19 protein-coding genes are annotated in these 20,467 nt (G+C 30.9%); 3 read left to right on the top strand and 16 right to left on the bottom strand.

Going from position 1 to position 20,467, the window contains the following annotated elements; all coding sequences use genetic code 11:
• Positions 1-36: 36 nt before the first annotated feature.
• Positions 37-957 (bottom strand): ribonuclease Z, encoded by a 921-nt coding sequence (gene rnz / locus HMPREF2953_RS05915; protein ID WP_002449876.1) that lies wholly within the window; start codon positions 955-957, stop codon positions 37-39.
• 245 nt (positions 958-1,202) lie between these two features.
• On the opposite strand from rnz, the gene zwf reads away from it, so the two are divergent.
• Entirely contained in the window at positions 1,203-2,687 is a 1,485-nt protein-coding gene (gene zwf, locus HMPREF2953_RS05910; RefSeq protein ID WP_049336163.1) for a glucose-6-phosphate dehydrogenase, read from the top strand.
• A gap of 211 nt (positions 2,688-2,898) precedes the next feature.
• Positions 2,899-3,765, top strand: coding sequence for an AraC family transcriptional regulator (locus HMPREF2953_RS05905; RefSeq protein ID WP_049336161.1), 867 nt, complete (start codon positions 2,899-2,901; stop codon positions 3,763-3,765).
• Between the two features lie 53 nt (positions 3,766-3,818).
• Here the strand turns inward: HMPREF2953_RS05905 and HMPREF2953_RS05900 are convergent, their stop codons facing one another.
• The 3 genes from HMPREF2953_RS05900 to HMPREF2953_RS05890 form a co-directional block, all read right to left on the bottom strand.
• A complete protein-coding gene (locus HMPREF2953_RS05900) occupies positions 3,819-5,465 on the bottom strand; it encodes a glycoside hydrolase family 13 protein (RefSeq protein ID WP_070672242.1) in 1,647 nt (548 codons plus the stop codon).
• Positions 5,466-5,827: 362 nt separating this feature from the next.
• On the bottom strand, positions 5,828-7,234 hold the full coding sequence (gene gndA / locus HMPREF2953_RS05895) for an NADP-dependent phosphogluconate dehydrogenase (RefSeq protein ID WP_049336159.1): 1,407 nt from the start codon (positions 7,232-7,234) through the stop codon (positions 5,828-5,830).
• Between the two features lie 77 nt (positions 7,235-7,311).
• Positions 7,312-8,436: a M20/M25/M40 family metallo-hydrolase gene (locus HMPREF2953_RS05890; RefSeq protein WP_049336157.1), complete on the bottom strand. Its 1,125-nt coding sequence runs from the start codon at positions 8,434-8,436 to the stop codon at positions 7,312-7,314.
• 168 nt (positions 8,437-8,604) lie between these two features.
• On the opposite strand from HMPREF2953_RS05890, the gene prli42 reads away from it, so the two are divergent.
• Positions 8,605-8,700: a stressosome-associated protein Prli42 gene (gene prli42 / locus HMPREF2953_RS11470; RefSeq protein ID WP_017176262.1), complete on the top strand. Its 96-nt coding sequence runs from the start codon at positions 8,605-8,607 to the stop codon at positions 8,698-8,700.
• A gap of 152 nt (positions 8,701-8,852) precedes the next feature.
• Here prli42 and HMPREF2953_RS05885 read toward each other — a convergent pair whose 3' ends face one another.
• From HMPREF2953_RS05885 to nusB, 12 genes are all read right to left on the bottom strand, one after another.
• Positions 8,853-9,830: an aromatic acid exporter family protein gene (locus HMPREF2953_RS05885; protein WP_049336154.1), complete on the bottom strand. Its 978-nt coding sequence runs from the start codon at positions 9,828-9,830 to the stop codon at positions 8,853-8,855.
• A 12-nt stretch (positions 9,831-9,842) separates the two neighbouring features.
• Positions 9,843-10,280, bottom strand: coding sequence for a bacilliredoxin BrxB (brxB, locus tag HMPREF2953_RS05880; RefSeq protein ID WP_017176260.1), 438 nt, complete (start codon positions 10,278-10,280; stop codon positions 9,843-9,845).
• Positions 10,281-10,372: 92 nt separating this feature from the next.
• Positions 10,373-11,650, bottom strand: a complete 1,278-nt coding sequence (locus HMPREF2953_RS05875) for a dihydrolipoamide acetyltransferase family protein (RefSeq protein ID WP_070672240.1) — start codon at positions 11,648-11,650, stop codon at positions 10,373-10,375.
• 12 nt (positions 11,651-11,662) lie between these two features.
• The gene (locus HMPREF2953_RS05870; protein ID WP_002449713.1) at positions 11,663-12,646 is read right to left on the bottom strand and encodes an alpha-ketoacid dehydrogenase subunit beta; all 984 of its coding nucleotides are present in this window, start codon (positions 12,644-12,646) and stop codon (positions 11,663-11,665) included.
• Entirely contained in the window at positions 12,639-13,640 is a 1,002-nt protein-coding gene (locus HMPREF2953_RS05865) for a thiamine pyrophosphate-dependent dehydrogenase E1 component subunit alpha (RefSeq protein ID WP_002455307.1), read from the bottom strand. Before HMPREF2953_RS05865 ends, HMPREF2953_RS05870 begins: the two co-directional genes overlap by 8 nt.
• A 14-nt stretch (positions 13,641-13,654) precedes the next feature.
• Positions 13,655-15,079 carry a dihydrolipoyl dehydrogenase gene (gene lpdA / locus HMPREF2953_RS05860; RefSeq protein ID WP_070672238.1) on the bottom strand — a complete coding sequence of 475 codons (1,425 nt, stop codon included), beginning with the start codon at positions 15,077-15,079 and terminating at the stop codon, positions 13,655-13,657.
• A gap of 142 nt (positions 15,080-15,221) precedes the next feature.
• Entirely contained in the window at positions 15,222-16,895 is a 1,674-nt protein-coding gene (recN, locus tag HMPREF2953_RS05855) for a DNA repair protein RecN (RefSeq protein WP_049336142.1), read from the bottom strand.
• 15 nt (positions 16,896-16,910) lie between these two features.
• Positions 16,911-17,363: a transcriptional regulator AhrC/ArgR gene (gene ahrC, locus HMPREF2953_RS05850; protein WP_002449839.1), complete on the bottom strand. Its 453-nt coding sequence runs from the start codon at positions 17,361-17,363 to the stop codon at positions 16,911-16,913.
• A gap of 261 nt (positions 17,364-17,624) precedes the next feature.
• On the bottom strand, positions 17,625-18,506 hold the full coding sequence (locus HMPREF2953_RS05845) for a polyprenyl synthetase family protein (RefSeq protein ID WP_070672236.1): 882 nt from the start codon (positions 18,504-18,506) through the stop codon (positions 17,625-17,627).
• The gene (locus HMPREF2953_RS05840; protein WP_002449791.1) at positions 18,484-18,714 is read right to left on the bottom strand and encodes an exodeoxyribonuclease VII small subunit; all 231 of its coding nucleotides are present in this window, start codon (positions 18,712-18,714) and stop codon (positions 18,484-18,486) included. The genes HMPREF2953_RS05845 and HMPREF2953_RS05840 overlap by 23 nt, the downstream gene beginning before the upstream one ends.
• Positions 18,707-20,044, bottom strand: a complete 1,338-nt coding sequence (xseA, locus tag HMPREF2953_RS05835; protein ID WP_070672234.1) for an exodeoxyribonuclease VII large subunit — start codon at positions 20,042-20,044, stop codon at positions 18,707-18,709. The genes HMPREF2953_RS05840 and xseA overlap by 8 nt, the downstream gene beginning before the upstream one ends.
• Positions 20,045-20,064: 20 nt before the next feature.
• Positions 20,065-20,451 carry a transcription antitermination factor NusB gene (nusB, locus tag HMPREF2953_RS05830; protein WP_002449711.1) on the bottom strand — a complete coding sequence of 129 codons (387 nt, stop codon included), beginning with the start codon at positions 20,449-20,451 and terminating at the stop codon, positions 20,065-20,067.
• Positions 20,452-20,467: the final 16 nt, after the last annotated feature.

Raw genomic sequence — 20,467 nt, 5'->3', positions numbered from 1 at the left:
GAGTTTTTACGTATCATTATAAAACGCTAATATTATTTAAAATTTGAATGTATCGAAGTCTTTAACAAACTCAAAGTTTGGTGTATCTTTCATTTCTTTTAATGCACGGTTTATCTCTTCTATATCTTCTAAATTATATCGATTACTTAGGTGGGTAATAAAACTTTTCTTCACATTAGACTGATGAATTAACCTAAATACATCATCAATGTGACTATGATGATAGTTATTTGCTAAAATTTTGTCACCTTCAATATATGTTGCTTCATGAATCATAATATCCGCATTTTCTGCAAGTATATATTCGTTGTCACATGGTTTCGTATCACCAAAAATAGTAACAATAGGTCCTGGTTTGGCTGGACCTTTAAAGTCTTTAGAAAGATAAATTTGATTATTATATTCAAAAGTATCAAACATTTTTACTTCTTGATATTTAGGACCCGGTTCTAGTCCAATTGCCTTTAATGCAGTTACATCAATTGTACCTGGTGTTGTAGGAGCCTCAATTCGATAACCATATGAAGGTATACCATGATTTAATAACCTTGATGAAACTGTAAAGCCATGATGATGATATGTAAAATTATTATCAATTTCAATATATGTAATAGGATAGTTTAAATGAGATTCAGATAATTTCAAAGCAGTTTCAATAAATTGTTGTAAACCTGTTGGCCCTATTAACGTCAATGGCTTATCTTCTCCACCTTGGAATGAACGACTTGTTAATAATCCAGGTAATCCAAAAATGTGGTCGCCATGCATATGCGTAATAAAAATATGATCAACTTTGCCTAATTTTATTGAGTGATGCAAAATTTGATGTTGAGTCCCCTCTCCTACATCGAATAACCATACTGAATTTGAATAAGGTTCTAAATTTAAAGCAATCGCTTGAGTATTACGATCTTTAGTAGGTAAACCCGCACTCGTTCCAAAAAATGTAACTTCCATGCATTTGCCTCCTCTTTCTTCAATAATATATTTTATCATACGTCTATAAGTTTGTTATCATATGAAATAAAATAAATGAATTTATCAGAATTTAGGGTATAATGTAACTTATAAAAAATAAATTGTATGTTATTTAGTTTAATGTTGTAAATATTATCAACAATTTTAGGCAAAAACATATCAAGAAAAACAGTTTTAATTTATAATGAATTAATCATAGCAATTAAAGAATTGAGGTTTTGAATTTGAACACACACACTAAACATATCCCTTGTTTAATTACTATATTTGGCGCAACTGGAGATTTGAGTCATAGAAAATTATTTCCTTCTTTATTCCATTTATATCAACAAGATAATTTAGATGACCATATTGCCATTATTGGCGTTGGTCGAAGAGATTATACTAACGACTTTTTCCGTGAACAAGTTAAACAATCTATTCAAACGCACGTCAAAGATACTGATCGACTCGATGAATTCATAGAACATGTTTTCTATTTTAAAAATGATGTCAATGAAGAAGAAAGTTATCATGAATTATTAACATTCTCTAATAAACTTGATGATACATTTAAATTAGAAGGTAATCGCCTATTCTATTTAGCAATGGCACCTCAATTCTTTGGACCAATTTCTGATTATTTAAAAGCTTCTGGCTTAACTGAAACTAAAGGATTTAAACGCCTTGTAATTGAAAAACCATTTGGTAGTGATTTTAAATCTGCTGAAAAATTAAATAATCAATTACGACAATCATTTAAAGAAGAAGAAATATACAGAATTGATCACTATCTTGGTAAAGATATGGTGCAAAATATCGAAGTTCTACGATTCGCTAATGCGATGTTTGAACCTCTTTGGAATAATAAGTATATCTCTAATATCCAAATCACTTCTTCAGAAATACTAGGTGTTGAGGATCGTGGAGGTTATTATGAATCGAGCGGTGCATTAAAAGATATGGTACAAAACCATATGTTACAAATGGTTGCATTACTAGCAATGGAAGCACCTATTAGTCTTAAAAGTGAAGATATTCGAGCTGAAAAGGTGAAAGTATTAAAATCTTTAAGACAATTAAAACCTGAAGAAGTCAATCAAAACTTTGTGCGTGGACAATATGGAGAAGGGACTATTAATGACCAACGTGTTATCGCTTATAGAGATGAAGATCGTGTTGCGTCTGATTCCAATACACCAACCTTTGTTTCTGGAAGATTAACTATCGATAACTTCCGTTGGGCTGGTGTACCATTCTACATTCGTACTGGTAAGCGTATGAAGTCTAAATGTATACAAGTTGTTGTAGAATTTAAAGAAGTTCCTATGAATTTATATTATCAAACGGATCGACTACTAGATTCTAATTTATTAGTTATTAATATTCAACCTAATGAAGGGATTTCATTACACTTAAATGCTAAGAAAAGTATTCAAGGTATCGAAACAAAGCCTGTTCAACTGTCTTATGCTATGAGTGCACAAGATAAAATGAACACAGTAGATGCATATGAAAACTTGTTATTCGATTGTCTTAAAGGTGATGCAACCAACTTTACACATTGGGAAGAACTTAAATCTACATGGAAATTTGTAGACGCTATTCAAGAACATTGGACCATGATTGATCCAAACTTCCCTAATTATAAATCAGGGACAAATGGCCCTATCGAAAGTGATTTATTATTAAGCAGAGATGGAAATCATTGGTGGGACGATATTCAATAAACAGATATACTAGAAGCTTCATGTGATAGATGTATAAAGGATAAGACATATTATATTATTTTCACTCATTGAAAATAAGGTCTTGTCCTTTTTAAATTGAATATTGAAAGAGTCATTTAAAAATTTAATTTAATTTTATATTATTGATGTATATTTTTATAAAATAATGTAAAATATTAGTATTGATTGTAAATTTATTGGAGTGAAGGTTTTGGACGTTATCAAGCAGATACAACAGGCAATTGTATATATAGAAGATCATTTATTAGAGCCTTTTAATTTGCAAGATTTAAGTGATTACGTTGGTCTTTCCCCTTACCATCTTGATCAATCGTTTAAAATGATTGTTGGACAACCTCCTGAAAGTTATGCTCACTCTCGAAAAATGACTGAAGCTGCTAAAGAAATGATACAAAGTTCTTCGAGATTGGTTGATGTAGCAAAACGCTATAATTATCTAAGTTCCAATGACTTTGCAAATGATTTTAGTGATTTTCATGGAATATCTCCTATTCAAGCTTCTACTAAAAAAGAAGAACTAAAAATGAATGAACGTTTGTATATTAAATTAACAACTACAGAAAGAGCACCATACCCTTACAGACTAGAAACGACTAAAGACACACCTTTAGTTGGTTATGTAAAATATATTGAGGCTAATCAACTATCTAACCCTTACAAAGTTCCTGATTTTTTAGAAGATTTATATTTAGATGGTAAAATAAAAGAATTAAAACGATATAATAATATAAGTCCATATGAGTTATTTGTTATTACATGTCCTTTAGATGAAGGTATAGAATTATTTGTAGGCGTACCTAGTGAACGTTATCCAGCTCACTTAGAAAGTCGATTGTTGCCAGGGCGACACTATGCAAAATTTAACTTGCAAGGTCAAGTGGATTATACTGTTAATGAAGCTTGGTATTATATTGAATCCAGCTTACAACTTACTCTACCTTATGAAAAAAATAGCTTATATGTTGAAATTTATCCTTTTGATCTCTCATTCGAGGACCCGTTCACTAAAATACAGTTATGGCTGCCTATTAAACAAGAAACTTATGATATAGAATAAAAGAAGCGTTAGATGACTAAGTTATTAAACTTATGTCATCTAACGCTTTACTATTAAAGTTCGGCTACGAACGCTTCAAAAGGTCTCATATTAGTGATATCTAAATCATTTTTATAATTGTGTAGCTTAATTTGAGATGGTTCAACTTCGAATGGTAAATTTAATGATGCAACATGATCTGTTAAATTTCCTGCAACTAGAACTGTCTTATTATTGAGTTTACGTGTGTAAGCAAAAATATTCTCGTTCGCATCATCGATTAAATTAAATTCACCATAAGTATATATATCATCAGATTTTTTTATTTTAATTAGACGTTTATAAAAATTAAGAACGGAATCTGAATCCTCGGATTGTTGTGCTACATTTATTGTTTTATAGTTAGGATTGACTGGGAACCATGGCGTACCTTCAGTAAAACCTCCATTTACTTCATTAGTCCACTGCATAGGTGTTCTAGAATTATCACGATTCTCCATTTTATATTTATCTAATAACTGATTAACATTTCCACCTTGAGATTTAACAATTTGATATTCTGTTTTTACAGCAACATCGTTAAATGTTTCAATACTTTCAAATGGATAGTTTGTCATACCAATTTCTTGACCTTGATAAATAAAAGGTGTGCCTTGTTGTAAGAAATATACCACTGCATGGCTAGTAGCAGATTCAAACCAATACTTTTTATCATCTCCCCAAGTAGAAACACGTCTAGGTTGATCATGATTTTCGATAAATAGTGCATTCCATCCTATACCCTCTAGTTGTTTTTGCCAACGGTTTAATACATTTTTATAAGATAAAACATCAAATTTAGAGTCTCCAGTACTCCATAAACCTAAATGTTCAAATTGGAAAATCATATTAAATTTACCTTCTTTTTCTCCAACCCACTCTTTTGCATTATCTGGATTCACGCCATTTGCTTCTCCAACAGTCATAATGTCATAATGACTAAGTGATTTGTCCTTCATTTCTTGAAGCCAATCTTGAATGCCTGGTTGATTCATATCAACATCAAATGCTGGAGCGTATTGTTTTCCTTTTGGAACAGGTAAATCACCAGCTTCAAATGTTTTTTTGATATGAGTGATCGCATCGACTCTAAAACCATCAATTCCTTTTTCGAACCACCAATTCATCATTTTAAAAACAGCTTCTCTAACATCAGGATTACTCCAATTTAAATCAGGTTGCTTTTTACTAAATAAATGGAAATAATACTGTTTTGTTGTGTCATCATATTCCCATGTTGAACCATTGAAAATACTCTCCCAATTATTAGGTTCAGAACCGTCAGGTTTAGGATCTGCCCAAATGTACCAATCTCGTTTAGGATTATCTTTACTAGAACGAGATTCTATAAACCATGGGTGTTCATCAGATGTATGGTTAACAACAAGGTCTAAAATTAATTTCATTCCACGCTTATGAACCTCAGATAACAAATGATTAAAGTCTTCCATTGTTCCAAATTCTTCCATAATATCTTGATAATCACTAATATCATAACCATTATCGTCGTTTGGAGATTTATACATAGGACTAAGCCAAATGACATCAATACCTAAATCTTTCAGATAGTCCAACTTTTCTACCATCCCTGGTAAATCACCAATACCATCATTATTGCTATCATTAAAACTTCTTGGATACACTTGATATGCTACGGCTTCTTTCCACCAATTTTTTTCCATTTATATCGCTCCTTTGAAAATATTATGTAAATAAATTAACTTTGAAATAATAAATCATAATATTCGAGTTAGTTATTTTAATAGTCAATGTTAGTCTTTAATATATAATCTAATTTTTTCTGGATTTATAGAAATATAAAATAATATGTAATAACATTATATATGGATAATCCAGTTTTTTAGAAAACGTTTACACCTATATTTATCGTACTAATCGAGTCTCTAAATGTCAACTTGGGATATATCGATTAAATATAAATTAAAATAACAAGACTATATGTATTAAGACATCTATACAAACCTATCATAATAAAAAAATCTGAGACACTTAATGATGTCCCAGATTTTTAATCATGCAATAATTATTCTTCAGTCCATTGAGTATGGAAAACACCATCTTTATCTTTACGTTCATAAGTATGTGCCCCAAAATAATCACGTTGTGCTTGAATCAAATTAGCAGGTAGATCTTCTGAACGGTAGCTATCATAATAGCTGATACTTGCTGAGAAACCAGGTGTTGGTACGCCATTTTTAACACCAGTAGCAACTACTTCTCTAAGTGCATCTTGATATTCAGTAACAATACCTTTGAAATAAGGGTCTAATAATAAGTTTTGAAGACCTGAATTATTGTCATATGCGTCTTTAATTTTTTGTAAGAATTGGGCACGAATAATACAACCTTCACGCCAAATCATTGCTAAATCACCTAATTTAAGGTTCCATTCGTTTTCATTGCTCGCTTTACGCATTTGGGCGAAACCTTGGGCGTATGAACAAATTTTACTCATATATAACGCTTTACGGATTTTTTCTAAGAATTCTTCTCTATTTCCATCAAAGTTTGATTTAGGACCACTTAATACTTTCGATGCCTTCACGCGTTCTTCTTTAATTGAAGAAATGAAACGTGCAAATACAGATTCAGTAATGATTGTTAATGGTATACCTAATTCTAATGCATTAATTGATGTCCATTTACCAGTTCCTTTTTGACCAGCAGTATCAAGAATTTTTTCTACAAGAGGCTCATTATTTTCATCTAATTTAGTGAAAATATCGCCTGTTATTTCAATTAAATAACTTTCTAATTCTCCAGCATTCCATTCTTTAAAAGTTTTAGAAATTTCTTCATGAGACATACCTAATAATTCTTTCATCATTGCATAACTTTCAGCAATTAATTGCATATCAGCATATTCGATACCATTATGAACCATTTTTACATAATGTCCTGCACCATTTGGTCCAATATATTCTACACATGCAGCACCATCTTTTGCTTTAGCAGCAATGGCATCTAAAATATCACTTACTTTGTTGTAAGCTTCTTGTTGACCACCAGGCATTAAAGATGGACCAGTTAACGCACCGATTTCACCACCAGAAACACCCATTCCAATAAAGTTGATACCACTTTCAGCAAGTGCTTTGTTACGACGAATTGTATCTTGATAGTTTGTATTACCGCCATCAATTAAAATGTCATCGTCATCTAATAAAGGCAATAAGCTATCTATTGTTGCATCTGTAGCAGGACCAGCTTTAACCATTAATAATATTTTGCGTGGTTTTTCTAAAGAGTTTACAAAATCTTCTAAAGAATACGTTGGATGAATTTGTTTACCTTCTGATTCCTTAATCATTAAATCTGTTTTATCACTAGAACGATTATAAACAGATACGCTATAACCACGTGATTCGATATTCCATGCAAGGTTTTTACCCATAACAGCTAAACCTACTACACCTATTTGTTGAGTCATATTACTTACCTCTCTTATTCAATAATTTCATTAGTATTGTATCACAAAAATATAAATGACTTCACTAAAGTAAAATATTATTTCGCTACTAATTCAACAATTTTAATCAATTGATTCGTAAGTTGATTTAAAGCAGCTACAGGAATACGTTCAGAAGTAGTATGAATGTGTTCATATCCTACACCTAATATGACAGTTGGAATATGATATGTGTTAATAATACTTCCATCTGAACCTCCGCCAGCAATAACAGTTTTACCTGAAAGGCCTAAAGTTTTCGCACTCTTTATAGCATATTGAGTTACCGTCTCAGAATCGTTTCTTCTAAAACCAGGATAGCTCTTAGAAATTTCAACGTTTGCTTTACCGCCTAATTCTTTTGCTGTCGTTTCGAAAGTCTTTTTCATATGGTTGACTTGATATTCTAAACTTTTATCATTATGCGAACGAGCTTCTCCCTCTAAAATGACTTTATCTGCAACAATATTTGTAGCAGAACCGCCATAAAATTTACCAATATTAGCTGTGGTATCTTGATCAATCTGACCTAAATGCATTTTATTAATCGCCTTAGCTGCAATATGAATTGCACTTATACCTTGATTGGGTTTACTAGCATGTGCTTTTTTCCCATATATAGTTGTATTGATAATCATTTGAGTTGGGGCACCCACCACTGTTGTTCCAACCGCTTGGCTGGCATCGACAGCATAGCCGAACTCTGCATCTATTAAGTTTTGATCTAATTCTTTAGCACCTTTTAAACCTGCTTCTTCTCCTACAGTGATAATAAATTGAATTTGTCCATGAGGTAATTGTTGTTCATTTATAGTTTGAATCGTTTCTAACAAAACAGCTATACCTGCTTTATCATCTGCTCCTAGTACAGTTGTACCATCTGAGTATACATAGCCATCTTCTTTAAGGATTGGTTTAACGTTAATACCTGGAACAACTGTATCCATATGGCTAGTAAAATAGATTTTAGAAACATGTTCTTTTCCTTTACTACTTGGTAAGGTACAAATTAAATTATTTGCCCCTAACCATTCTCTTTTAGACGCATTATCTTCTACAACATTTAATCCTAAATCTACAAATTTCTTTTTTAGAATGGGTTGTATCGTTTCTTCATTCCCAGTTTCAGAATTAATTTGCACTAACTCTAAAAAAGTATTAAGTAAACGGCGACTATTAATCATTATAAAAACCCCTTTCTTATATAGATAATATTTTAACTGACTATGACAATTAGAGTAAATAAATTGATTGCCATTTTTATCGAAATCATTTAAGGTTATTTTATATACTATAAGTTATTAATATAACGAATAATTAAATTATTTTAAAGGTTTCAAGGAGCGTTTACATTGAATAATAAAGTGCTAAAGATTATTATCATTATCATGTTAATTGCAGTTGTAGCTGCATTGTTACTTACAAGTCTTGTTCCTCTCATGCATTAAAAATTAATTAGTTTAGAAACTATCGACAAAAAATTCAAATTTGACGATAGTTTTTATTATTACTTCTTAAATTTATGCAAATAAAAAAGACAAACTTGTTGTATATAAAGGAAGTTTGTCTTTTTACTTTGATTAGAAGTTAGTCTTAGGTGTTATATTTCACTATGTAATTTTAAAGAGCCGAATTGAGATTTAATATTTAAATATTCTTCTAATTCATTTAAAATTTGCATCATACTTGCTCTTGATTTTAAAGATTGGTGTGATTCTGGCAATGGCAATTCGTCTAATTTTAAACGTATCTCATATAATGAATGTAGTCTTAACACAGTATAATCATTACTATTAACATTATCTCCAATTTCAGCCATTAAATGGGCAACAGTCTCTAACAAAGGATCATTAGATGAAGTATTATGAATTAATGTTTGGATTCTGCGTAGTATTTCTAGTTGTTCTTCTCTCATATCAAAATAGTGATAATATGAGTTTTCATTTCGCACAAAGTGATTTTTAACGTCTCTAAACGCAATAGATTTAGCCTTACGAATATTGTTTTCTAATGTATCAAAAGAAATTGACAATTGTTTATTAATATTTAAACATGCTTCACTATATTGTTTAAATATTGCTTTAATTTCATTTTCAATTTCCTTCTTAAAATTACCTAATGTATTATCTAGACTAGGCATAATTAAATTCATTAAAAATGCTATTCCTAAACCAATTATAAGAAGTAAAATTTCATTAATAATTAAATGAAGACCAATAACTTTGGCATTAAATACGTGAAGTAAAATGACACAACTTGTCACTACACCTTCTTGAACATTCAACATCACTGTAAGTGGAATAAATAATAAAACAATTAATCCTAAAACGACTGCATTTTGACCAAGTAAATTAAAAATAAATGAACCAAAAAATAACATTAATAAACACGAAACGAATCGAGAACCAATTGCTTGTAGTGAGTGAACTTTAGTATGTTTAATACATAGAACAATGAGGATAGCACTTGAAGCATAGTTATCAAGTCCTATCCATTTAGCTAGAATAACGCCTAATGTAATTCCTACAGCTGTTTTAAGTGTTCTAAATCCAATTCTATAAGGATTTAAAGTTAGCATGTATTGTTCCTCTTATCTTTCTTCACAATACTTATCAAATAACTTTTGAAGTTGATTGATAACATCCATTACGTCATGACCTTCTATTTGATGGCGTTCTATCATTTCAGTAATCTTACCATCTTTCATAAGTGCAAATGAAGGACTTGAAGGTGCGTATCCTTCAAAATAGTCTCTTGCTTGCTGAGTTGCTTCTTTATCTTGACCAGCAAATACAGTAACTAATCTATTAGGTAACTTATCATAGTGAAGTGCGTGACTTGCGGCTGGACGCGCTATACCTCCTGCACATCCACAAACTGAATTTATCATTACTAGTGTAGTACCATCTTGTTTAAATACTTTATCAACTTCATCTGAAGTAGTTAATTGTTCATAACCAGCAGATTCAATTTCATTTCTAGCTTGTTCTACAACACCATTCATATATAAATCAAAATTTAAATCCATTTAGAATCACCTTTCAGTCAATTATTATTTATTGTCATTTTACTAATTTCCAACATATAGTTCAAATAGGTTGGTTGTAATATAACAAACTTTTAATAAATATTTGTTGTTTCAATTGAATAGCTTTCAATTCGATTTTTTACTTGCGACATAAATCGTCCAGTTTGAACACCATCTAAAATACGATGATCAATTGAAATACATAAATTAACCATATTTCTTATAGCTATCATATCGTCGATGACAACAGGTTTTTTAACAATTGATTCTACTTGTAAGATTGCTGCTTGAGGATGATTAATAATACCCATTGAAGATACAGAACCAAATGTCCCAGTATTATTAACTGTAAAAGTACCACCAGTCATGTCTTCTTGAGTCAGTTGTTGATTTCGAGCTTTTTGTGCTAGTTGATTGATTTCTCTAGCAATACCTTTAATTGATTTTTCATCTGCATTTTTAATTACAGGAACATATAATTTGTCTTCATCAGCTACAGCTATCGAAATATTGATGTCTTTATGAATTATAATTTCATTACCATCCCAACTGCTGTTAAGTAATGGATTAGATTTCAAAGCTTCTGCTACAGCTTTTACAAAGAAAGCAAAGAATGTTAAATTATATCCTTCTTGTTTTTTAAACACAGTCTTATAATGATTTCTAGTTTTCACAAGGTTTGTAGCATCGACTTCTATCATCATCCAGCCATGTGGAATTTCAGTGGCACTGGTAACCATATTTTGGGCAATTGCTTTTCGCACGCCTTTAACTGGTACTGTATAATCGTCTAATGGTTCATTTGATGAAGCGTTATTATTTATTGAACTTGTTTCGGAATGATTGGTTATCTGAGTGGTAGGTGTTTCTTTTAAGTCTTGCTGGTTATTTTCTTGAATATAAGTTTCAATATCTTTTTTAGTTACTCTACCCTCAAATCCTGTGCCAGGTACTTGTGATAAATCAATATCGTTTTCTGAAGCTATCTTAAATACGACTGGAGAAAATCTTCCATTATTGATCGAATTCGTAGATGATTGATTTGTGTTAGAAGGCTTAGACTGACTCTTTACAGAATTACTTTGTGTTTGACTAGGTGTTTCATTAGTATCGTCTTGATTAGAATTTAAAGATGTATCATCGGGTTGAATTTTACAAATGATTTGATTAATTTCAATCGTTTCACCTTCAGTAGCAATTAACTCTGTAATTGTACCAGAAATAGTTGAAGGAACTTCTGCTGTTACTTTATCTGTAACTACTTCACATAGTGGTTCATATTCATCTACATGATCCCCTTCAGAAACTAACCATTGTTCGATTGTACCTTCATGGACACTTTCTCCTAATTTTGGCATTTTAACATCCATTATGTTACCTCCCTAAAATTGTGCTAACTCACGCATTTTTTTTAATATCTTATCAGGATTCATCATTACTTCATTTTCTAAGTTAGGAGAAAATGGCATTGATGGAACATCAGGACCAGCTAACCGCATAATTGGTGCATCTAATTCGAATAAACAATGTTCAGCTATGATTGCTGAAACTTCAGACATGACACTACCTTCAAGGTTATCTTCAGTTACAAGCAAAATCTTACCATTTCGTTTAGCGCGTTCAATAATCGTTGTTTTATCTAATGGATAAACTGTTCTTAAGTCAACTACTTCAACATTAATGCCATCTGCCTCTAAAATATCGGCTGCTTGAATACAATAGTTAACACATAAACCATAAGTGAAAACTGTAATATCATCACCTTCACGTTTAACATCAGCTTTACCCAAAGGGATAGTATAGTAAGAATCGGGTACTTCTTCTTTTAAAAATCGATATGCTTTTTTATGTTCAAAAAATAATACTGGATCATTTGATTCAATTGAAGATAATAATAAACCTTTCGCATCATATGGAGTTGAAGGAATTACAATTGTTAATCCAGGTGTAGATGCAAAGATACTCTCAATACTTTGAGAATGATATAAACCACCATGTACGCCACCACCAAATGGTGCACGAACAGTTAAAGGACATTGCCAATCGTTATTAGAACGATATCGCATTTTAGCAGCTTCACTAATAATTTGATTAACTGCTGGTAAAATAAAATCTGCGAATTGAATTTCAGCTATAGGGCGTTTGCCAAGCATTGCTGCACCAATTGCAGTACCGATAATATTTGATTCTGCTAAAGGCGTATCAATTACGCGCAGTTCTCCATATTTTTCTTGTAAACCACGTGTCGCACCGAATACACCACCTTTTCGTCCTACATCTTCTCCTAATATAAAAATATTATTATCTTTTTCCATAGCCAAGTCTTGTGCATTTTGAATGGCTTCTATATAACTCATTTTAGTCATTGAAAATATCTCCTTCTGGATCATACACATATTGATATGTTTCTTCTACATCTGGATATTGAGCATTTTCAGCATCTTTTGTAGCTTTATCTATAATAGATTTATGTGCGTTATCTAATTCGTTTAACCAATCTTCATCAATAATGCCTAAATCGAGTAATTCATTTTTGAATTTAAGATTACAGTCAGATGTCTTGAAAGCATCTCTTTCTTCTTTAGAACGATATGTATCATCATCATCAGAAGAATGAGGAGTCATTCGAGTGGTAATAGCTTCAATCAATGTTGCTCCTTCGCCATTAAGTGCCCTTTCTCTTGCTTCTTTCATTGCTTTGTACATCGCAATTGGATCATTTCCATCTACGGTTTCTCCATGAATACCATAACCTATTGCTCTATCAGATAGATGCGTTGCTGCATATTGTAATGAATCTGGTACTGAAATTGCGTATTTATTATTGATAATTACACATACAAACGGTAAGTTATGGACTCCAGCAAAATTCAATCCCTCATGAAAATCTCCTTGATTAGAACTACCTTCTCCTACAGTAGCAGTTGCTATATTAGATTGTTGATTCATTTTTAATGCTAATGCTGCTCCTACTGAGTGAGGGATTTGTGTTGCTACCGGAGAACTTTGAGATAAAATACCTTTTTCTCTATGACTAAAATGAGAAGGCATTTGTTTTCCTCCAGAATTAATGTCATCCTTTTTACCGAAAGAAGCTAACATTGTATCATAAGGTGAAATCCCCATATATGTAACGAAAGCTAAATCTCTATAATACGGAGATGAAATATCTCCTTCTTTCATTGCATACGCCATACCAATTTGAGTGGCTTCTTGTCCTTGACCACTTACTACAAATGGTATTTTTCCAGCACGGTTAAGTAACCATAAGCGTTCATCTAGTTTTCGTCCTAAGTCCATCCATTTATATATTTCTCTCAAATCTTCATCTGTAAGTCCCACAGATTTGTAGTCAATCATTTTTATTTCCTCCTTTAAACGTGTATTGCTCTATTTTCAGCCTTTAGTCCAAATTCCATCAATATTTCAGACAATGACGGATGTGCATGAGTCGTTAATCCTAATTCTAATGTTGATCCATTCATAAATTGTAATAAAGCAACTTCATTTATTAACTCCGTGACATGTGGGCCTACCATACTTAGACCAATAATATCTCCATTGTCCTTATTTAATATAATTTCACAAAAACCACGTTTATTTTTAGTTTCTTCAATAACTGCTTTTCCAATAGCATTAAAAGGAATTTTATAACTTGTTGCCTTAATATTTTGAGATTTAGCAGTTTCTATATTTAAACCGATAGATGCGACTTCTGGATAAGTATAAACACATTTGGGCATTAAATGATAATTCACTGGAAGCGGATGATCATTAAACATATGTTCAACTGCAGTGATTCCTTCTTTAGAAGCTACGTGAGCTAATTGTAATGTTCCGATACAATCACCTGCTGCATAAAGATGCTTATCACTCGTTTGTTGAAATTCATTTACTTTGATATAACCATGAGTATCTAATTGAATTTTAGTATTTTGAATACCAATATCACTTGTATTAGGTACGCGACCTACTGCAACTAATATTTTATCAACTGTAATAGTAGTTTTTTCATTTATATGTATTTGGATGACATCATTTTTATGTATGATATTCTCTTCACTTAGTTGGCAATCTTCAAAAAATTCTACACCTCGTTCAATTAAACTATCTTTTAAAAATGTAGAAATGGATTTACTGTCAGAAGGTAATATACGTTTACCTGCTTCAATCACTTTAACATTTACATTTAAATCAGTTAGTAAGGAAGCAAATTCAAGGCCAATCACGCCGCCTCCAACAATAGCAATACTGTCTGGAAGTGTATCAATTTGTAATATATCATCGCTCGATAAAATATTTCGATGATTAATTTTTAAAAATGGTAATGTTTGAGATCGTGACCCTGTAGCGATAAGTACAAATTGATTTGGAAGTAACTCTGAGCTGCCATCTTCGTATTCAACAGAGATTGTTCCGCTTTGTGGAGAAAATATAGAAGTTCCCATAATACGTCCAATACCATTATAAATATCAATATGATTTTTTTGCATTAAACTTTGAACGCCATTATGCATTTGATTAACAATATCCGTTTTTCGATTCATCATTTTTTCAAAATTAATATGTAAACCGTTTGTGTCTATACCAAATTCTGAAGATTGTCTAACAGTACGAGTTACTTCAGCAGATTTAAGTAGCGCTTTAGTAGGAATACACCCTTTATGTAAACATGTGCCACCTAATAAAGATTTCTCTACAATTGCTACCTTTTTTCCTAATTGAGAAGCACGAATCGCTGCTACGTATCCTGCTGTCCCACCACCTAAAACAACTAAGTCATATTGTTTTTCAGACATTTTGCTACTCCTTATTAATCAGATTTAAAGGTTAGAATTGAAAAGTGTGAATAAACAATTTGAATATAAAAAATAACATTATACTCAATATGTTCTATTTCTTTTCGACATCCAACCTTAATTTAAATTATTTAATTATAAACTATTTATGATTTTGAGCAATCATTTCTCTAGCATTTTCTCTTGTTAATTCAGTTACACTTGCTCCAGAAATCATACGGGCAATTTCGTCAATTTTATCTTCTTTTTTTAACTCTTTCACTTGAGTTGTTGTACGATCATTCTTAGACATTTTACTAATTAATAAGTGATGATCACTCATAGAAGCTACTTGCGGTAAGTGAGATATACAAATAACTTGAATATATTTTGCAATATCTCTCATTTTTTCAGCCATTTTTTGAGCTGCTTGACCAGAAACACCCGAGTCAACTTCATCAAACAAAATAGCAGTTTGACCTCTTGATTCAACGAATATACTTTTTAACGCTAGCATAATACGAGAAAGTTCTCCTCCAGAAGCTATTTTATTTAAACTTTTAAGTGGTTCGCCCTTGTTAGGACTAATGAGAAACTCTACAAATTCAATTCCCTCTATTGTAGGAGTTTCTAATGGCTGAAATGAAATTTCGAGGTTAGCATCTTTCATTTGTAAATTTTGAATTTCAGCCACGATATGATCCCGTAACGTTCGAGCTACAATTCGTCTTTCCTTCGATAATGACTGTCCATATTTTATTACTTTTTCATAGAGTAGGTCAATTTCTTCTTTTAATTGAGAAGTACTTTCTTCATAATTTTCAATCTTAGCAATTTCACTTTCTAATTTAGATTGATAAGTAATAAGTTCATCAATAGTTTTACCGTACTTACGTTTAAGATTATTCAGTAAGTTCATTCTAGATTCTAATTCATTAAGTAATTGTTCATCGAATTCAGTATTTGACATTTCATCGTATAGTTCGTGTTTAGCATCCTCTAAGGTATAGTAGAACTGATCAATATCCTCTTTAAGTTTTTTAAATTTACCTGGAATAATGTCATCAATAGTTTGTAAATGATTACTTAATTCATATAAACGGTCAGTGATAGCATGTTCATCTGTAAGTGTGACATGTGCATTGTTTAATGCTAAACTTAATTTTTCAGAATTCTGGATTCGTTTTATATCAGATTCTAATTGAGTAATTTCACCTTCTTTTAGAGAGGCTTCTTGCAATTCCTCAAATTGAAACTTCATTAAATCAAGACGTTGCAATAATGCTTGATCAGCAGACTGTAACTCTTCAAGTTCTTTTTTCTTTTCTTTATATTCATTAAATGTAGTTTCATATTGTTCTTTAACACTGCTATATTGATTTTCAGCATAATCATCTAATAATTTTAAATGATATTTTTGTTTTAATAACGTTTGCGTTTCATGTTGGCCATGTATGTCTAAAAGTTCTTGCATCACTTTTCTTAAATCTTGAAGCGTAACAATTTGATTATTAATACGACAAATACTTTTTCCTGAACTAAAAATTTCTCTTTTTACTAATAGAAAGTCTTCATCAATATCAATATCTAACGCATTTAAAACTGAAATGGCCTCTTTACTATTATCAATATCAAAAATCCCTTCGATAATTGCTTTTTTCTCTCCATGTCTTACAAAATCAGAAGAGGCACGCATACCAATAAGTTGGCCTATTGCATCTATAATAATTGATTTACCAGATCCAGTTTCACCGCTAAGCACAGTTAAACCATCAGAAAAATGAATTTCGAGTTCATCTATAATTGCAAATTGCTTTATTGATAAGGTTTGTAACATAGATTAATCGCATCCTTATAATAAATTGAAAATTCTTGTTTTAATTGTATGACTTGCTTCTTCATCTCTGCATATTAATAGACAGGTATCATCACCACAAATGGTTCCCAATACTTCATCCCAATCAATTTGATCTAAGATTGCTCCGATAGATTGAGCATTACCAGGAAGCGTTTTTAGTACGAGTAAGTTTCCTGTTCCTTCAATATTTACAAATGAATCCATTAAGTATCTACCTAATTTTTCTAAAGGATGGTACTTTCTATCGTTGGGAAGGCTGTATACATACTGTCCTGATGAAGCAGGTACTTTAATTAATTGTAATTCTTTAATGTCACGAGAGACAGTCGCTTGAGTAACATTTAGGTCGTATTCATTTAGACGTTTTACAAGTTCATCTTGTGTTTCAATTTGTTCACTTGAAATAATTTCTCTTATTTTTATATGTCTTACAGATTTTTTTGCCATTATGAACACTCCTAGTTTCGAATATTTATACAATGATTTTAACACAACGTTATTTTAACTACTACTAAAGTTATCCTTTAGAAAGGTTGATTTGAAGAATGATATTATTATTTATGATACGTATTATCATATTTTCTATTTAAATTAAATTTAAATTTATATACATTTATGCATTTTAAATCATTAAAAGTAGATTACTAAAACAAAAAACTCTTTAAAGATTATTGTCTTAGTAATCTTTAAAGAGAAAAACTCTAACTATTAATGGTCACGTGAATAAAATAAATCTACAATTTCTAGAAGCGGTTCAACATCATATTGTGGTTTCAATTGATTAATTGTATCTATTGCAGCATCTTTATGATATTTTAGTTTTTCTTCAGCGCCTGATTTACCAAGTAAAGAAACATAAGTACTTTTATGGTTTTCTACATCGCTTCCTACTTTTTTACCCAATTTTTTCTCATCACCATAAACATCTAATAAATCATCTTTTATTTGAAACATTAGGCCTAAGTGTTCACTGAAACAATCTAATGTATTTAAAATTTCTTTGTTTACATTGGCAATATCCGCAGCACTTAAAATAGAAAATTTTAAAAGAGCCCCAGTTTTTGCCTTATGAATTTGCTCTAGAGTATGTAATTCTATTGGAGTATTCTCACTATCCATATCTAAGGTTTGGCCACCGACCATGCCGAGATTGCCACTATCATGTGCTAGTCTTGAAATAACTTTTACTTTTGTTTCAGCATCTATATTTTTATCATTTGCAATTAGTTCAAATGCTTTTGTTAGTAAGGCATCTCCCGCTAAAATCGCTTTCCATTCTCCATACACTTTATGATTTGTTAATTTTCCTCTTCTAAAATCATCATTGTCCATTGCAGGTAAATCATCATGTATAAGTGAGTAAGTATGAATCATTTCTAATGCCAGTGCGGTTTGTAAACCTTTTTTATAATTTTCATTTAACACTTCTAAAGTGAGTAATACAAGCACTGGACGAATTCTTTTACCACCAGCATCAAGTGAATATTGCATACTCTCCTCTAGTTTAGTATTTAAAGGAGACGATTTTATAATACCGTCAAGATTATTATTTATAATTTCAATCAATTCATTCATTGATTTCTTCAACATCATCTTCATCCTTTGCTTCTTCTTTGATTAATTGATTTACTTTATTTTCAGCATCTTTCAAAGTTTTGTCACAAGCAGATGATAATTTCATACCACGTTGATATAAATCAAGAGATTCTTCTAATGAAACAGTCTCATTATCTAACTTTTGAACTATACTTTCTAATTCTTTCATCATTTCTTCAAAACTTTGTTGTTCTTTACTCATCTTCACACCTTACTTTCTTAACTATAGCGTCTATATTACCGTCTTTCATTGATAATGTGATTTCATCTTGTTCATTTAAATCGTGTGTGCTTGTAATGACTTTATTGTCCTTATTAATAATTGAATATCCTCTTAACATTGTATTAGTTGGACTAAGTTGATTTAATTGCTCAATTTTATTCTTTAAATTAGCTTTATTATGATTAATTAAGTTATATGTTAAATTTATTAATCTATTTTCATTATTACGGATCATTTTTTGATATTGTACAATTGAATCATTTAATCTTCTTATATTAAAATGTTGACGCAATACAGTGATATTGTTTCTTTTTTTTTCAATATTTAAGTTTAAACGTTGTGTTAGTTTTTTTTCTAAATCATCTCTTCGTTGAATCTGTTGTTCATATAACAACGTAGGTTGCTTAAATTTATAATAAGATGATAAATAATCTAATTGTTTATGTTGTTTTTCTATTAGTTGTTTAATACTTTTAGTAAGAGAAAATCGATACTGATGTATTTGCTGAATGAGTTCGTACTGATCTGGTGTAGCGATAACAGCAGCTTGAGTAGGAGTTGCTGCTCTCATATCTGCTACAAAATCACTTAAAGTAAAATCAGTTTCATGTCCTACAGCTGAGATAATTGGTGTATGACACTCATATATAGCTCGAACAACTTCTTCTTCATTGAAATTCCATAAATCTTCAATAGAGCCGCCTCCACGACCTAGAATGATGGTATCTACTCCTAAAGTATCTGCATACTTAATTTTTTCAATAATATCATTTTTAGCATTAATACCTTGTACTAATGTACTAATTGATATTTTTTCTACTAGAGGGTATCTACTATCTATAGTAGTGTGAATATCTCTGATTGCTGCTCCAGTATCAGCTGTAAGAATAGCAATCTTTTTAGGGAATCTAGGGATTGCTTTTTTATGATTTTGATTAAAAATCCCCTGTTTATTTAGTTTTTCTTTTAATTGCTCTAACTTTTGGTATAAATTTCCTATACCGTCAATTTCCATTTTATTAACATAAATTTGATAATTTCCTCTACGTTCATAAACCGAAACTCGAGCTTCTAATAAAACTTCGTCTCCTTCTTTAGGATCAAATGTTAGTTTAGAAGCATTTCCCTTAAACATCATAGCACTTATCACACTATTTTTATCTTTCACATTAAAATAAAGATGACCACTAGAATGTTTTTTAAAGTTTGAGAGTTCACCTTTTAATAGGATAGATTGCAAGTGTGGATCTTGATCAAATTTATATTTAATATATTTAGTTAAAGTAGAGACACTTAAATATTCTGACATGATTCATCACTCAAATATGTTTATTTTATATTACTTAAGACACCGTTTATAAATTTATAATGACCTTCATCACTAAATTGTTTTGTTAGCTCTACTGCTTCATTAATGATGACTTTAGGAGGCGTATCACTATGAAGCAATTCAAAGGTAGCCATTCTTAAAATAATACGATCCGTTTTTAATAATCGTTGTATAGACCAGTCTTTTAATTTTGGTTCAATTGATTGATCTAAAACTTGTTCATGATCTTTCACTCCTGTAACAAGCCAATGAATAAACTCAAAATCTAAGTCTGGATAATCGTCTTTTATAAAATTTATAGCTTCATTGATTGTTAAATCTGTATTTTTCATTTCTAGTTGAAACAATGTCTGAAATGCTTGTTTTCTTGATTCTTTGCGACTCATAAGAAACTCCTTTGTA

Source organism: Staphylococcus sp. HMSC072E01 (assembly GCF_001814125.1).
GTDB classification, from domain to species: Bacteria; Bacillota; Bacilli; order Staphylococcales; family Staphylococcaceae; genus Staphylococcus; species Staphylococcus hominis.
The sequence above is the reverse complement of the archived record's forward strand: the minus strand, read 5'-3'. Positions and strand labels throughout refer to the sequence as shown.

Excerpts from the sequence above, each read along its gene's own strand:
- HMPREF2953_RS05840 (WP_002449791.1), bottom strand. The coding sequence starts at position 18,714 with ATGAGTAAAGAACAACAAAGTTTTGAAGAAATGATGAAAGAATTAGAA.
- recN (WP_049336142.1), bottom strand. The coding sequence starts at position 16,895 with ATGTTACAAACCTTATCAATAAAGCAATTTGCAATTATAGATGAACTC.
- brxB (WP_017176260.1), bottom strand. The coding sequence starts at position 10,280 with ATGGATTTAAATTTTGATTTATATATGAATGGTGTTGTAGAACAAGCT.
- HMPREF2953_RS05890 (WP_049336157.1), bottom strand. The coding sequence starts at position 8,436 with ATGATTAATAGTCGCCGTTTACTTAATACTTTTTTAGAGTTAGTGCAA.
- ahrC (WP_002449839.1), bottom strand. The coding sequence starts at position 17,363 with ATGGCAAAAAAATCTGTAAGACATATAAAAATAAGAGAAATTATTTCA.
- xseA (WP_070672234.1), bottom strand. The coding sequence starts at position 20,044 with ATGTCAGAATATTTAAGTGTCTCTACTTTAACTAAATATATTAAATAT.
- HMPREF2953_RS05885 (WP_049336154.1), bottom strand. The coding sequence starts at position 9,830 with ATGCTAACTTTAAATCCTTATAGAATTGGATTTAGAACACTTAAAACA.
- rnz (WP_002449876.1), bottom strand. The coding sequence starts at position 957 with ATGGAAGTTACATTTTTTGGAACGAGTGCGGGTTTACCTACTAAAGAT.
- lpdA (WP_070672238.1), bottom strand. The coding sequence starts at position 15,079 with ATGTCTGAAAAACAATATGACTTAGTTGTTTTAGGTGGTGGGACAGCA.
- nusB (WP_002449711.1), bottom strand. The coding sequence starts at position 20,451 with ATGAGTCGCAAAGAATCAAGAAAACAAGCATTTCAGACATTGTTTCAA.
- HMPREF2953_RS05875 (WP_070672240.1), bottom strand. The coding sequence starts at position 11,650 with ATGGATGTTAAAATGCCAAAATTAGGAGAAAGTGTCCATGAAGGTACA.
- gndA (WP_049336159.1), bottom strand. The coding sequence starts at position 7,234 with ATGACTCAACAAATAGGTGTAGTAGGTTTAGCTGTTATGGGTAAAAAC.
- HMPREF2953_RS05845 (WP_070672236.1), bottom strand. The coding sequence starts at position 18,506 with ATGTTGAAGAAATCAATGAATGAATTGATTGAAATTATAAATAATAAT.
- HMPREF2953_RS05900 (WP_070672242.1), bottom strand. The coding sequence starts at position 5,465 with ATGGAAAAAAATTGGTGGAAAGAAGCCGTAGCATATCAAGTGTATCCA.
- HMPREF2953_RS05865 (WP_002455307.1), bottom strand. The coding sequence starts at position 13,640 with ATGATTGACTACAAATCTGTGGGACTTACAGATGAAGATTTGAGAGAA.
- HMPREF2953_RS05870 (WP_002449713.1), bottom strand. The coding sequence starts at position 12,646 with ATGACTAAAATGAGTTATATAGAAGCCATTCAAAATGCACAAGACTTG.